Origin of the sequence: Streptococcus parauberis NCFD 2020 (genome assembly GCF_000187935.1) — a bacterium.
Taxonomy (GTDB): domain Bacteria; phylum Bacillota; class Bacilli; order Lactobacillales; family Streptococcaceae; genus Streptococcus; species Streptococcus parauberis.
On record NZ_AEUT02000001.1, the window covers coordinates 240,619 to 256,639 of the forward strand.

Here is a 16,021-nt window from a genome sequence, read left to right on the forward strand (position 1 = left end):
ACTTTTTATATGAGAGGTCAAATGTCAAATCACAATTCCAAAAATTGGAAAAATATAGGTAGTCTTATCTTGCTAATTTTCGTTCTAGCAGGTTCCTATCTAAGTAAGAACGATGTCATTTCGGATAATAATCCGATTAAACAAATCTATCAATCAGTAACCGGTGAAAGTGATGGAAAGCCTTTTACCAAGGATAATAATAACCCTGATACGCCAAGTAAAGCTCAAGCATTGACGGTAATGACTAGTCATGTTAAAAATCAATTAGTTGGTAAAATTACATGGAACGGTGCGGGTGCTTTTATTATCAATAATAACAAAACAAATTTAAATGCTAAGGTGTCTAGTGCCCCTTATGCTAATAATCAAATTAAATATGTACAAGGTCGAAAAGTGCCACTTGTCGCAAATGCCTTATTAGCAAAGTCAACAAGACAATATCAAAATCGTAATGAAACAGGTAATGGTTACACCAATTGGAAACCTGCCGGATGGCATCAGTTACATGGTTTGTTGGGGGAATATGACCATGCGGTGGACAGAGGTCACCTGTTAGGCTATGCCATAGTTGGTGGACTTAAGGGGTTTGATGCCTCAACGAGTAACCCAAGCAACATAGCAACGCAATTATCATGGGCTAATCAAGCAGCAGATGAAGATTCAACTGGTCAAAACTATTATGAGACGCTAATACGACATGCACTTGATCAAAATAAGCGTGTGCGCTATCGTGTAACTTTAGTTTATGAAGGGAACAATATTTTATCTAAAGGAAGTCATTTGGAAGCAAAATCTGATGATGGAAGCTTAGAATTTAATGTGTTCATTCCAAATATTCAAAAAGGAATAAAAGTCAATTATCAGACTGGTCAGGTCGATATAGAACGCTAGGCATAATAGCATTGTCTATTGTCAAGACTTAAACTTTCTGATAGAATAGTTATAATTGAATAGTAGTCAGTGAGACTAGTAATGACAGAGACATTAACAGGGAGTGAAGGCCATAGACTGTAAGCCTTCTTAATGAAAGCGTCATGAATTCACTCATTTATGACTTGAAATTAAGGTCTGAATGATCAGACGAAAACGGATGGTACCGCGTGTCAACGCTCCGCATTTTATGGAGTTTTGGCACGCTTTTTATTTTTCCAAAAGAAGGGAATACAATGGATTTACAAACACAATTAGAGCAATTAAAAACGCAAACTTTAGAAGAGTTAAAATCTCTATCAGGGAATCATACAAAAGAATTACAAGATTTACGTGTCTCTGTTTTAGGGAAAAAAGGTTCTTTGACAGATTTATTAAAAGGCTTAAAAAATCTATCAAATGATTTAAAACCAGTGGTAGGGAAACAAGTTAATGAAGTACGTGATGTTTTGACACAAGCATTTGAAGAGCAAGCAAAAATTGTTGAAGCTGCTAAAATTAAAGCCCAATTAGATGCTGAAAGTATTGATGTAACTTTACCAGGTCGTCAAATGAACTTAGGCAATCGTCATCTTCTTAGCCAAACTAGTGAGGAAATTGAAGACATTTTCTTGGGGATGGGCTTCCAAATTGTTGACGGTTATGAAGTGGAAAAAGATTACTATAACTTTGAACGTATGAATTTGCCAAAAGACCACCCTGCAAGAGATATGCAAGATACTTTCTATATCACAGAAGAAATCCTTTTAAGAACCCATACAAGTCCCGTACAAGCACGTACTCTTGATCAACATGATTTTGCTCAGGGTCCTCTTAAAATGGTCTCACCAGGCCGTGTATTCCGTCGAGACACAGATGATGCAACTCACTCACATCAATTTCATCAAATTGAAGGTCTGGTTGTTGGTGAAAATATTTCTATGGGAGATTTAAAAGGGACCTTAGAAATGATTATCAAAAAAATGTTTGGTGATGAACGAAAAATTCGTTTACGTCCATCTTTCTTCCCATTTACAGAGCCATCAGTTGAAGTAGATGTTTCATGTTTCAAATGTGGTGGTAAGGGATGTAATGTTTGTAAGAAAACGGGTTGGATTGAAATTCTAGGTGCTGGTATGGTTCATCCAAGTGTCCTTGAAATGTCAGGAGTAGACTCAGAAATTTACTCAGGATTTGCTTTTGGATTAGGTCAAGAAAGAATTGCTATGCTCCGATACGGTATTAATGATATCCGTGGATTCTATCAAGGCGATGTTCGATTTTTAGATCAATTTAAGTAAGTAGCAGAGTCCAAAAATGGAAATTTGTTTTAAGTTACACACTATGTCCTTTCTTTAGTTAAGGTGTGTGCTAGAAGGAGATAGTATGAATAATGATGTTACAATCGACTTGGTTAAGTCAACAGAGGTAGAAGAGTTACAGGCGCTAGCTATTCAAACATTCACTGAAACCTTTGGTGGCCATAATACTGATGAACAGTTACAAGAATTTTTTGATGAAGATTATACTTTAGAAAAGTTACTTGATGAGATTAAAGACCCAAATTGTCTGGTTTACTTTATTAGATTGAATAATGAAGTTGTAGGTCATTTAAAAGTCAATTGGGATAATTCACAAACCGAGCAAGAGTTAGAGAATGCCTTTGAAATACAACGCATTTATCTTCTTAATAAGGTTCAAGGGATGGGATTAGGTAAATATCTTTTTGAATTTGCTTTGGATCGTGCTTATGATTCTGACCGTGACTGGGCTTGGTTAGGTGTTTGGGAAAATAACCATAAAGCACAAGCTTTATACAGAAAATATGGCTTTGAAAAGTTTTCGGAACATTCATTTGCAGTTGGTGATTTAGTAGACACTGATTGGTTAATGAAAAAAGCATTGAAATAGAAAGAAAGAATTTTATGTTAGTATCTTATAAATGGTTAAAAGAATTAGTTGATATTGATGTCCCTTCAGCAGAATTAGCTGAAAAAATGTCGACGACTGGGATTGAAGTTGAAGGTGTCGAAGTGCCTTCTGAAGGTCTCTCAAAACTTGTGGTAGGAAACATCTTATCTTGTGAAGATGTTCCTGATACACACTTGCATTTATGTCAAGTGGATACTGGTGATGATGAGCCTCGTCAAATTGTCTGTGGTGCACCCAATGTAAAAGCTGGTATTAAGGTTATTGTTGCTATTCCAGGTGCTCGTATTGCAGATAATTACAAAATCAAAAAAGGTAAAATCCGTGGAATGGAATCTTTGGGGATGATCTGTTCTCTCCAAGAGCTTGGTCTTTCAGATTCAATTATTCCAAAAGAATATTCAGAAGGTATACAAATCTTACCAGAGAATGCGATTCCAGGGGAAAGCATTTTCCCAGTACTTGATTTAGATGATGAAATTATTGAATTATCAATCACTCCAAACCGTGCAGATGCTTTGTCAATGCGTGGTGTAGCTCATGAGGTGGCTGCGATTTATGGTAAAACAGTTGCTTTCCCTGACAAAGAGCTAGTAGAGAGTAATCAAGAAGCTTGTGATATCTTAGAAGTTACCATTGAGACTGATAAAGTACTAACTTATGCTAGTCGTATAGTTGAAAATGTCACAATTGCCCCAAGTCCACAATGGTTACAAAATCTCTTGATGAATGCTGGTATCAGACCAATTAATAATGTGGTTGATGTGACAAACTATGTTCTTTTATATTTTGGACAACCAATGCATGCCTTTGATTTGGATAAATTTGACGGTAAAAAAATCATTGCCCGTCAGGCAAAGGCTGGTGAAAAACTAGTTACACTCGATGGTGAAGAACGTGAGCTAATTGAAGAAGACATTGTTATCTCAGTTAATAATCAAGCTGTTGCACTTGCTGGTGTCATGGGTGGAAAAGCGACTGAAATTGACAATACTTCAAGAAACGTTGTTCTTGAAGCTGCAGTTTTTGATGGCAAATCAGTTCGTAAAACAAGTGGCCGTTTAAACTTACGCTCTGAAAGTTCATCTCGTTTTGAAAAAGGTGTAAATTATGACACTGTTTTAGAAGCTTTAGATTTTGCGGCAGCAATGCTAACAGAGCTAGCAAATGGCACTGTTTTATCAGGTCAAATACAAGCTGGTCAATTACCAACAGAACCTGTTCAAGTTTCAACAAACTTAGATTATGTCAATGTTCGCTTAGGAACAGAACTAACTTATGCGGATATTCAACAAGTATTTGCTCAATTAGGATTTGGTTTGAATGGCTCTGCTGAAAACTTTACGGTATCTGTACCACGTCGCCGTTGGGATATTTCAATCCAAGCTGATTTGGTCGAAGAAATTGCCCGTATTTATGGTTATGAAAATTTACCAACAACCTTGCCTGAAGCTGGTGGCACTGCTGGTGAATTAACAAAAACACAAAAATTACGTCGACAAATTAGAACAATTGCTGAAGGTGCTGGATTAAATGAAGTGATTACTTACGCTTTAACTACTCCAGATAAAGCAAAAGAATTCACTCTTGAAGCAAGTAATTTAACTGAGTTGATGTGGCCAATGACGATTGATCGTTCTGTTTTGCGCCAAAACATGATTTCAGGAATGTTAGACACTATTGCTTATAATGTGGCTAGAAAAAATAACAATATGGCTATTTATGAGATTGGCAAAGTTTTCCATCAAACTGGAAATCCTCAAGAAGAGTTACCTGAGGAAGTCAATACTTTTGCATTCGCCATCTCTGGTTTGATTGCTGATAAAGACTTCCAAACGCAAGCACAGCCAGTTGATTTCTTCTATGCCAAAGGAATTCTTGAAGTCATGTTTGAAAAGTTAGGTCTAGAGGTCACTTATCAAGCCGAAAAAGAAATGGCAAGTATGCACCCTGGACGGACAGCACGTGTTTATCATAATGATCATCTGCTTGGTTTTGTTGGTCAAATTCACCCTCAAACGGCTAGTAATTATGATGTTCCGGCAACTTACGTTGTTGAGTTGAATCTAACTGTAGTTGAAGGACTTTTATCGGATGAGTACATATTCCAAGAAATTCCAAAAATTCCAGCGGTTTCTCGTGATATTGCTTTACTATTAGATCAAGAAGTTAGTCACCAAGCTATTTTAGATGCGATCACTTCTGCAAAAGTAAAATTCCTTAAATCAGTTAAACTTTTTGACGTCTATGCAGGCCCTTCACTTGGTGAAGGGAAAAAGTCAATGGCTTATAGCTTAACTTTCCAAAATCCAAATGAAAGCTTAACAGTCGAAGAAGTCGCTAAGTATATTGAGAAAATTACCAATGCTTTAACAGAGCAAGTTAATGCAGAAATCAGATAGAATGAAAACCTGAGCGGAAGTTCAGGTTTTTTTGTAAAATAAAATTACTGAAACTGCAGCTGTGGGAAAATAATGAATAAGATTTTAGTAAATTGGTTCAACTCTTTGTGATGTCATGATTAATTTGGTTCGTCTCCCCCAGTCGAAAAGAAGATGTTCATTTTATTTCGCAGGAAATGATGCTAGGTGGCTGTGCTTTTAATGTTTCAATAGCCCTTAAAGAAATGTCAATTCCTTTATTACCACCAGTTGGTGCTGGTGATAGTTATGATTGTGCTTTTATGGTAGCTTATTTAAATAAACAAACTATAAAAGAAGATTTGGATTTTGCCAATTATTTTGCTAGTCAGGTGGTAGCAAATAAAGGGGTTTCACTAAGTCGAGAAACTTACCAAAATCTAAAGCAAAGATTAGATTGTTAGTTCATAAACAGTTATTTAGACTTTCAAATTTCATTTTGTTAAAATAGAGAAAATAACGAAAGAGGAATTATAATGTACCAAGCTAATGTTCTCGGTGATAAATTATATCATGCCACATCAGAAGGTTACGGTGATAGCATAGAATTATTTGGTCAAACCAATGAGGGTGATACACCGATGAGCTTAGTAGTTATTGCACTAGGGGCCTGTGTTACCATGTGTATACAAGGCTTTTATAAACGAAAATATGCAATTGAAGTAATGCCAATAACAGTTAGCACCAGTTTTGAAAATGATAGATTTAATCAAACGATTCAATTACCAGAGAAACTGGAAGAAGAGACTGAGCAAGCTTTACTAGCCTATATTTCTAGAAGTTGCAATGTCAAAAAAGTACTACGACAGGATTTAGTTTTCAATATAAAATTTACTTATTAAAAGGGTGATGTTATCATTCTCCCTTTTCAAATCGGGGAATGAAGGAGAAAAAATGTTTCTAGCACTAAATGAAATGAAAACAGCAAAGCTAAGGTATAGTTTAATTATGGGCTTACTATTATTGATTGCTTACCTTATGTATTTTTTGTCAGGCTTGGCCTTTGGACTAATTGAGGAGAATCGCTCCGCTATTGATAACTGGAAGGCAGATACCATTCTTTTATCCAAGGACGCTAACGCTAGCTTAAATTTCTCCAAGCTTTCGCTTAAAGACAAGTCAGAAATTAAGGCTAAGCAGGTTGAAGAACTGGCAGAAATCAATACCGTTGTTTGGAATAAAAAAGACCCAAAAGAATCTGACAAAGAAAAAGTTGCTTTTTTTGGACTAGATAAGACATCTTCACTTATTCCTAAAGTTATTAACGGAAGAGAGTTGAGGAATAAAGAGGAAATTCTAATCGACCAATCCCTAGCCCAGAAAGCAAATTTTAAAGTTGGAGATACCCTAACAGAGGCGAATAGCAAAGAAAAATTTAAAATAGTTGGGATAACAAAAAAAGCAACCTTTAACGTTGCTCCCGTGATTCACCTATCCTTAGACGACTTTCAAAAGCTTAATCAAATACCATCAAGTAAGAACAACCTAAAGGTTAATGCATACGTGGTTAAAGGAAAGATTGAGTCATTTAATGAAAGTAAGTTTCAAAAAATGACAAGTAAAAAATTTATCCAAAAGTTACCAGGCTATAATGCCCAAGTTTTGACTTTCGGTTTTATGATTGGCTTTTTGATTCTAATTTCCGCTATTATTATCGGCATATTTATGTATGTCTTAACCATTCAAAAAGCACCAATTTTTGGCATCATGAAAGCTCAAGGGATTGCTAACAAAACAATTGCCAACACCGTTATCTCGCAAACAATTATCCTTAGCTTTATTGGTAGTTCATTAGGGCTTTTAGGGACATGGCTGAGCTCCATAGTTTTACCCCAAGCAGTGCCTTTCCAAGGCAACTGGGTGCTCTATGCAGTTATATTTGCACTAATGATGCTCTTTGCAATTTTGGGAAGTCTCTTTTCCGTTATTGCCATTGTCAGAATTGACCCCCTCAAGTCTATAGGATAGGAGTAGTTATGCCAGTATTAGAATTTAAGGAAATTATAAAAGAATTTAAAGATGGGGATAAAACGATTCAAGCTTTAAAACCTTGCTCATTTTCAATTGAGGAAGGGGAATTCGTTGCTCTAGTTGGTCCTTCAGGGTCAGGTAAGTCTACTTTCTTAACCATTGCGGGTGGGCTGCAAGGTCCAAGTAGTGGTCAAGTTATGATTAATGGTCATGATTATACAAATTTATCTGAAAAGAAACGATCACAATTACGTTTCAAAGATATTGGTTTTATCTTGCAAGCCTCAAACTTAATTCCGTTTTTAAATGCTAAACAACAATTGGAATTAGTGGATAAATTGAATAAAACAAAAAATATAAACAAGCAAAATGAGCTGTTTAAAGAATTGGCTATTGAACATATAAGACATAAACTTCCGCAGGAAATTTCAGGGGGTGAAAGACAACGATTAGCCATTGCTAGAGCATTGTATAATGATCCGGCATTAGTACTAGCTGATGAACCAACTGCTAGTCTGGATACCGAACGTGCTTTTGATGTTGTCAAACTGCTTGCTAAAGAAGCAAAAGAAAAAAATAAAGCTATCATAATGGTTACACATGATTTAAGAATGATTTCTGATTGTGATCGGGTCTATCAAATTAAAGACGGTCAATTAAGTGAACAAAAATAGGATTGCATAGCAATCCTTTTTTTTATAATCCGTCATATGGTACGGCAAATGTATCCCCGTGTTGAAGGTCTCCATATTCTAAACCTTTATCAAACCAACGTTTACGTTGTTCGGAAGTACCATGAGTGAAGCTATCTGGCATTGTTCGACCATAAGCTTCTTTTTGCAATTTATCATCACCAACAGCATTTGCTGCAGACATAGCTTCTTCAATATCTCCTTTATCTAAAAGGCCTTCACCTTGAACATATTTAGCCCACGTTCCAGCATAGTAATCAGCTTGTAACTCCAATTGGACATTCATATGATTGGCTTCGGTATCACTTTTTCCTTGTCTTGCTTGAGCATATTCCTCTGTTGTTCCTAATAAGTTTTGCACATGGTGACCTACCTCATGGGCGATAACATAAGCCATGGCAAAATCACCAGCCGCCCCATACTTATCACTTAATTCGTTATAAAATGAAATATCAAGATAAACTTTATTATCTCCTGAACAATAGAAAGGTCCAGCAGCAGCTTGCCCTTGACCACAGGCTGTTTGAATTGATCCAGTATAAAGAACCAATTTTGGTTTATCATAAGTTTTACCTTCTTTTTCAAACTGCTGTGTCCAGTAATCTTCAGTTGAAGCAAAAACTTTACTAACAAATTTCACTTGTTCTTCAGAGGCATCAGCACTTTTTGTTTCAGTGACCTTTGTAGATTGATAAGAACTATTATTACCAGTGCTTTCTTGTCCACCACCTGTAAAGATTCCAGAGAGGCCGCCACCTCCCATTACTAACATAACAATGAGGATTAAGATTTTAGATTTCCAACTGCCTCTTGAAAAGAGTAGTTGTAGGAGCATGCCAAGGCCTCCCCCACCGCCTCCGCCACCAAATCCCCCACCGTAGGAGGATCCTGACGTTTCACCGCGTCTATCTTCAACATTCGAACTTTCTCTCATATTATCTGTTTTCATGTAATATCCCCTTTATCTCTTTATAATAACTTGTGGTTCATGTTTATATTATAATTTATTTTGCTGAGAATTGCTTGATTTCTTAATCGAAAGCGCTATTTTTTTCAATAGAATCATCATTTTGGGGACAGTTTAATAACATTATTTTTGGTATAATGAGAATACTAAATATAGAGAGTTGGTAATGATGAGATTACTATATACTGATATAAATAATTCTTTAACACAGATTCTAGTCAACCATGCTCAAGATTATGCACAAACTGGTAGCAAGGTTTTTTATATTGCTCCAAATTCATTATCTTTTGAAAAGGAACGATCGGTCCTAGAATTACTTGATAGAGAAGCCTCGTTTGATATTACGATTACTCGATTTGCTCAATTGGCTCGTTATTTTACACTTGATATTGATAATCATTCTAATTCATTGACTGACGCAGCATTAGTGATGGTGATTTACAGAAGTATTATGCAACTTACAGAGGATGATTTATCTGTTTATAGTCAATTGAGAGCTGACTTAACCTTTGTCGAACAGTTAAAAGACCTTTATAAAGAATTAAAAATTTCAAATTTATCTGTATTCGATATTTCTTTTGAAAACGAACGTAAAGCACATGATTTAATTACTATTTTCACAAAAATTGAAGAAGTACTGCAAGCAGAATCCTTAGTTCAAGAGAATCCTCTTAATTCTCTAACTGACCATATAATACAAGGCCATTTAGACCAAGAGTTATCGACAACTGTGCTTGTTATTGATGGCTTTACCCGTTTTTCTGCAGAAGAAGAATTGTTAGTTGCAGCCTTGAACGATAAGTGTCAAGAAGTCGTGATTGGAACCTACATCAGTAAAAAAGCACAAGCCAAATCATATATTGAAGGAAATCTTTATCAAGCCAGTTTAGATTTTATGAGGGACTTATCTGGTCATTTTCAGGCTAAGATGGAGTATGTTACTAGTCAACAATCATTTCATGAAGAGTTTGGTCTCTTAAGTGAATTATTGGAGGCTGAAGCGGACTTTACTCAGACCGACAAAATGTTGCCAGCGCAAGCTCGAGAGCGGATTCATATCTGGCAATCGCTCAATCAAAAAGAGGAACTTGAGCATATCGCCAAAGCTATTCGCCAAAAGTTGTATCAGGGTCATCGCTATAAGGACATTTTAGTTCTGTTAGGCGATGTTGAGGCTTATCAGGCGCAAATTGGTCCCGTTTTTGATAAGTATGAGATTCCATATTATTTAGGTCGCTCGGAGGCGATTTTACATCATCCTTTGGTTCAGTTTGTAGAATCTTTGGAGAGATGTCGTTCCTATAATTGGCGTCGGGAGGACATAGTTAACCTTTTGAAATCAGGGCTCTTTGGACATTTTGAGAAAGACTGGGTTGATCAGTTTGAAGCTTATGTTGAATTTGCTGATATTAATGGTTACACCAAGTTTTCACGTCCATTTGAGGTAAACTCAACAGATGGCAATAATCATTTTCGTTTTGATTTGGAAATAGTGAACCAGATCAGAGAGTTTTCCTTTAGTAATTTAGCCCAGTTATTCAAAAGTCAGAAGCAAAAAGGGCTGTCGCTTCTCGAGAAACTAATGACACTCTTAAATGCAGTCGACTTGCCGAAGAACTTTCAAGAGATGATGACAGTGCAAGATGAAAATGAACAAGAGCGTGATCAGGAAGTCTGGAAAACCTTCGTATCTATTCTAGAGGATTTCCAACTAGTCTTTGCAAATGAAAAGTTGACTTTAGATCAAACCTTATCCCTTTTGAAAATGGCTATGCAAGCTGCTAATTACCGTGCAGTTCCTGCAACATTAGATGTGGTCACTGTTAAATCTTATGATCTAGTAGAACCTCACAGTAAGCCCTTTGTAATGGCTTTAGGATTGACTCAAAATAATTTTCCTAAGAAGACAAAAAATACCAGTCTTATTTCTGATCAAGAAAGAAGTCAAACTAATGAAGATCAGGATTATTTCCATCGATTTGACCTTGCAAGTCAGGATAATGCCAAAAAGAATCATTTTACGGCCTTATCATTGTTTAATGCAGCAACAGAAGAATTACTTTTAAGCTATCCGCTGATGTTAAATGAGTCCTCTGAGGATATGTCTACTTATCTGAAATCAGTTCATCAATATGGTATTCCGATTGAAGAAAAAGGGAAAAATAATCTGTCACGAACTGACTTAGATATTGGTAACTATAAGTCCTTGTTATCACAACTCGTTGAAATAAATCGTGGTGCTATTGAAGGTGAATTGCAAGAAGAAGATAAAAATTTCTGGACAGTTATGCTTCGTTACTTAAAGAAACGCCTTGCAAATGAAAATCTTCAGTTTCCACAAGCAAAAAATCATTTGGAAACTAAGGCTATTAGTGAAGAAGTCATGTCATTAAGGTATCCTGAGCAAAAACCAATGTCACTTTCAACATCTGCCTTGACTGTCTTTTTTGATAATCAATACAAATATTTCTTGCAATATGTTCTTGGTCTGCAAGAATTGCAAACTATCCATCCAGATGCTCGCCAACACGGAACCTATTTACACAAAGTATTTGAAACAATTATGGGCGATCATCGTCCAATTGATTTTGACCAGAAGGTAGAGGATGCCTTAAATGTAACACGTCAAAACAATCAATTTAAACATTTTTATTTGGAAGATGCGCAGGGCAGATACAGTTTACAAGTTTTAGAAGATATCGCAAAATCAACTGCAGGCATTCTAAAACTTAATCAGAATCTTAAAGTCTTAAGTCAGGAAGAAGCATTTGAATTGCCAATTACTCAGTCCTTATTAGTCAAAGGTAAAATTGATAGGATTGATCAACTTGTTGATGATAGTATTGGTATTGTTGATTACAAGTCAAGTGCTAACAAATTTGACATCGGCTGTTTTTACAATGGCTTAAATTCACAGCTAGTTACCTATTTAGCAGCCTTAAGAGAAAAAGCGGCAGCCATGTCGACAGAAGAAAAAGCGATTTCTATTTTTGGTGCTATGTACTTACATTTACAAGATCCTAAATTAGATTTAAAAGATTTTAAACAGTTGGATGATAAATTAGTTGAGGAAGTATACAAAGATTTAACTTATAAAGGTATTTTCTTAGAAGATGAAAAAGAGAAGCTTTCAGACGGTTCCTACCAAACTAAAAATAACTTGTATAGCCAAGAAGAAGTAAATCAATTAGTCGCCTTTAATCAATTTCTCTATGAGGAAGCTGAAGGTTTTATTCGTAGAGGTCATTTCTTGATTAATCCATATACAGAGGATGGAAAAACTGTTAAGGGAGATCAACTAAAAGCAATTACAAGGTTTGAATCTGATCTTGATATGGGTCAAGCTCGTCAATTAGTGACCCTTCCGACTAGAGAAAAAAGGGAAGGATTTTTAACCATGATGAAAAAGGAGGTGAGTCCAAATGAACTTTAAGCCATTTTTAACTGCTGATCAAATCAAAGCTTTGCAATTACATGAAGCAAGTTCTAATAAAAAGCAAAAACGGACACCTGAGCAAATTGAAGCCATTTATACAAGTGGACAAAATGTTCTTGTATCAGCTTCAGCTGGTTCAGGTAAAACCTTTGTTATGGTTGAACGAATCATAGATAAGCTTCTCCGTGGAGTTGCAATCGAGGAAATGTTTATCTCTACATTTACTGTTAAAGCAGCTACGGAATTAAAAGAACGTCTTGAAAAGAAATTAGTTGAGGCAATTAAAGCTAGTGATGATTATGAGATGAAATCTTTTCTCAATTACCAACTCCAGTCTATACACATAGCTGACATAGGAACAATGGATTCCTTCACCCAAAAGTTGATTTCAGAATATGGTTATACCTTAGGAATTGCGCCCAAATATCGCATTATGCAAGACAAGTCTGAGCAAGATGTTATAAAAGATATTATTTATAAGGACCTATTTGAAATTTACATGGCATCAGATGAGACTGGTGACTTCCTCAGATTAGTCAAAAACTTTTCTGGAAATCGCAAGGATTCAAATGGTTTTAAGGAAATTGTCAATAAGGTCTACACCTTCAGTCAATCAACGGAAAATCCCTTATTATGGCTAGATGAGGTTTTCTTAAAAGGAGCACAAGACTACCAAGGCTATGCTGATTTACCGGATTATATTATCACTGATTTCCTCAAAATCATGTCTGAAACAGCAAAGCAATTACGTGATTTAACTGAGATGGAAGGTTATCCAAAAGAGAAAAAAGATGGTAAACCAACGGCTAAGTATACAGGACACTTAAAAATAATTGATTACTTAGAGCAGAACGCTAATGAGTTTAATTATATTGAAGATAAAGATAAGATAAGTCATTTAGCTAACGAAGTTTCAAACTTATTACCAGCAGGAGATTCTATTACAGTTAACAAAATCGCCTATCAAGTCTATAAGCAAATTAATGCTAGCTTAAGAAACTTACGTCATCTTGATACCATTATTCAGTATCAAGCAGAAAGTATCCCACTTTTAATCCTTCTGAAAAATTTTGTTGTTGATTTTTCAAATGCTTATCTAGATCGCAAAAAAATTGAGAATGCTTTTGAATTTTCAGACATTGCTCATTTTGCAATTGCTCTTCTAGAAACATACCCAGAGATTAGACAGCTGTATCAAGATAAGTACCATGAAGTAATGGTTGATGAGTATCAGGATAACAATCACATGCAAGAACGACTACTTGACTTATTATCAAGTGGGCATAATCGTTTTATGGTAGGTGATATAAAACAATCGATTTATCGCTTCCGTCAAGCTGACCCACAAATCTTTAATAGTAAATTTAAAGCGTATCAGGAAGATCCAAATCAAGGGAAATTAATCCTACTAAAAGAAAATTTCCGGAGTCAATCGGAAGTTCTTGATGTAACAAATGCTATATTTACTCATTTGATGGATGAAGAAATTGGTGATATCCTTTATGATGACAATCATCGTCTCATCCCAGGAAGTGCAAAACAAAGAGAACTGAAAACAAGTAATCAAGCTCAAGTCTGGATTTATGACACAGATGAGACAAGTAATCCTGAACCTGATTCAGAAAGTGACAATGACAACCTTAGCCCAGGTCAAGTCAAGATTGTAGCAAAAGAAATAATCCGTCTTCATCAAGAAGAAGCTGTACCCTTTTCAGAAATTACCTTATTGGTCTCATCCAGAACGCGTAATGACAGTATTTTTCAAACCTTTAATCAGTACGGCATACCACTAGTGGCAGATGGCGGTCAAGAAAACTATCTGAAGTCAGTAGAAGTCATGGTTATGCTAGAAACCCTTCGATCCATCAACAATCCTTATAATGACTATGCTTTGGTTGCCTTAATGCGATCGCCAATGTTTAACTTTGACGAAGATCAATTGGCAAGAATTGCTTTGCAGACAAGCCAAACTCAAAAGTTAGATAGTTATTATGAAAAATTAAAACTAGCAAAAAGTGGACAGGGTCAGCAGCGACAATTAATTACTACTGAATTAGCCGAAAAAATTGGCAAATTTCTAAGTTATCTTAGTCAATGGCGAACCTATTCTCAGAAGCAATCATTGTATTCCCTAATTTGGAAAATTTATAATGATCGATTCTATTTTGATTTTGTTGGAACATTACCGAAAGCTGAACAGGCTCAGGCCAACTTGTACGCACTTGCCTTACGGGCACAGCAATTCGAGAAGACAGGGTTTAAAGGTTTAACACGGTTTATCGGAATGATTGATAAAATTCTAAATAGTCAAAATGACTTGGCTGATGTTGATGTTGCGAAACCAAAAGATGCGGTTAGTATCATGACTATTCATAAATCGAAAGGCTTAGAGTTTCAGTATGTCTTTATCTTAAACTGTGATAAAAAATTTGCCTTGAAAGATATCCACTCACCGATGATTTTAAGCCGCCACCGTGGGGCTGGAATTAAATTTTTAGCTGATTTAAAAGACAAATTACAAGCTAATCAACTGGCTAGTCTAAAAGTTTATCTGGAAACAATTCCTTACCAAATGAATCGTCAGGAGTTAATCTTTGCTACCCTATCAGAACAAATGCGACTCTTCTATGTGGCGATGACCAGAGCAGAGAAAAAATTGTATTTGATTGGTAAAGGAAGTCAAAAGAAATTAGTAGATAAATTTGATGGTCAAAAAGAAGGAAACCACTTACCGAAAGCTTTAAGAGAAAGTATGCAAAGCTTTCAAGAATGGATTCTCGCTATCCAGGCTGCCTTTCCACTAAAAGACTTGCATTTTAATCTAGCATATATTGATGATAGTCAACTTACTGATCAAGAAATTGGCCATTTAGAAAACAAACATAGTTTAGATCCTGATAATCTCCAAAATAACCGGCAGACTGATGAGATTGCGCGTGCCATTGATATGTTGGATAAAGTCCAAGAGCTAAATCAAACATACCACGCGGCGATTACTTTACCAACAGTTCGTACCCCAAGTCAAATTAAGAAGTTTTATGAACCAATTATGCCTTCTGAAGGGATTGACATTATCAGTAAAACACCATTTTTACCGGCTGAAATTGTCTTGCCTGATTTTTCAAAAGAAAAAACAGTATTGGCTAGTGATATTGGTTCAGCAATGCATGAACTAATGCAGCGAATTCCCATCTCTGATTCTCTTAGCTTAGATGATGTTGAAGAAGCTAAAAGGTTAATTGATGCAAGTGAGGAAGTTAAAGCAGCATTAAACCTCAATATGGTGTTTGATTTCTTTGAACATACTGAATTAGGTCAAATGCTTCAAAGAAATAAAGAACGTTTATATCGTGAAGCACCATTTGCCATGCTCAAAATGGATAATGCCAGCCACGAAAAATTTGTTGTTCGTGGGATCATTGATGGTTTCTTACGTTTTGATGATAGAATTATCCTTTTTGATTATAAAACGGACAAGTACAAGAATCCTCTTGATATTGGCCATCGTTACCAAGACCAAATGGAACTATATGCAGAAGCTCTCCAAAAAGCCTATGGCATTCATAAAATTGAAAAACATTTAGTCCTACTTGGTGGAAAAAAAGTTGAAATAATAACCTTATAAAAAAGAGTTGATTACATTCAGCTCTTTTTTTCTTGGAATAATTATGCAAATAGACTTGACAATAGAATAAAT

11 protein-coding genes are annotated in these 16,021 nt (G+C 35.7%); 10 read left to right on the forward strand and 1 reads right to left on the reverse strand.

The features are described 5' to 3' along the window. Positions 1–21 precede the first annotated feature (21 nt). The 8 genes from SPB_RS01240 (at position 22) to SPB_RS01275 (ending at position 7,903) form a co-directional block, all read left to right on the forward strand. Entirely contained in the window at positions 22–891 is an 870-nt protein-coding gene (locus SPB_RS01240) for a DNA/RNA non-specific endonuclease (RefSeq protein WP_003104439.1), read from the forward strand. A 275-nt stretch (positions 892–1,166) separates the two neighbouring features. Continuing rightward, positions 1,167–2,210, forward strand: coding sequence for a phenylalanine--tRNA ligase subunit alpha (gene pheS / locus SPB_RS01245; protein WP_003105357.1), 1,044 nt, complete (start codon positions 1,167–1,169; stop codon positions 2,208–2,210). 85 nt (positions 2,211–2,295) lie between these two features. Then, complete coding sequence (locus tag SPB_RS01250; protein ID WP_003105886.1) at positions 2,296–2,820, forward strand: GNAT family N-acetyltransferase; 525 nt, start codon at positions 2,296–2,298, stop codon at positions 2,818–2,820. A 14-nt stretch (positions 2,821–2,834) separates the two neighbouring features. Beyond that, complete coding sequence (gene pheT, locus SPB_RS01255) at positions 2,835–5,240, forward strand: phenylalanine--tRNA ligase subunit beta (RefSeq protein ID WP_003103886.1); 2,406 nt, start codon at positions 2,835–2,837, stop codon at positions 5,238–5,240. Between the two features lie 179 nt (positions 5,241–5,419). Beyond that, positions 5,420–5,662 carry a PfkB family carbohydrate kinase gene (locus tag SPB_RS01260; protein WP_003104897.1) on the forward strand — a complete coding sequence of 81 codons (243 nt, stop codon included), beginning with the start codon at positions 5,420–5,422 and terminating at the stop codon, positions 5,660–5,662. A 72-nt stretch (positions 5,663–5,734) separates the two neighbouring features. Continuing rightward, positions 5,735–6,100 carry an OsmC family protein gene (locus SPB_RS01265; protein ID WP_003105864.1) on the forward strand — a complete coding sequence of 122 codons (366 nt, stop codon included), beginning with the start codon at positions 5,735–5,737 and terminating at the stop codon, positions 6,098–6,100. Between the two features lie 52 nt (positions 6,101–6,152). Beyond that, entirely contained in the window at positions 6,153–7,226 is a 1,074-nt protein-coding gene (locus tag SPB_RS01270) for an ABC transporter permease (RefSeq protein ID WP_003103215.1), read from the forward strand. An 8-nt stretch (positions 7,227–7,234) separates the two neighbouring features. Continuing rightward, positions 7,235–7,903, forward strand: a complete 669-nt coding sequence (locus SPB_RS01275) for an ABC transporter ATP-binding protein (protein ID WP_003103564.1) — start codon at positions 7,235–7,237, stop codon at positions 7,901–7,903. Between the two features lie 22 nt (positions 7,904–7,925). Here the strand turns inward: SPB_RS01275 and ypfJ are convergent, their stop codons facing one another. After that, positions 7,926–8,870 (reverse strand): KPN_02809 family neutral zinc metallopeptidase, encoded by a 945-nt coding sequence (gene ypfJ, locus SPB_RS01280; RefSeq protein WP_003103764.1) that lies wholly within the window; start codon positions 8,868–8,870, stop codon positions 7,926–7,928. Positions 8,871–9,057: 187 nt separating this feature from the next. Here ypfJ and rexB point away from each other — a divergent pair, with 187 nt between their 5' ends. Beyond that, a complete protein-coding gene (gene rexB / locus SPB_RS01285) occupies positions 9,058–12,321 on the forward strand; it encodes an ATP-dependent nuclease subunit B (RefSeq protein WP_037621282.1) in 3,264 nt (1,087 codons plus the stop codon). Beyond that, the gene (gene addA / locus SPB_RS01290) at positions 12,311–15,949 is read left to right on the forward strand and encodes a helicase-exonuclease AddAB subunit AddA (RefSeq protein ID WP_003105105.1); all 3,639 of its coding nucleotides are present in this window, start codon (positions 12,311–12,313) and stop codon (positions 15,947–15,949) included. The genes rexB and addA overlap by 11 nt, the downstream gene beginning before the upstream one ends. Positions 15,950–16,021 lie beyond the last annotated feature (72 nt).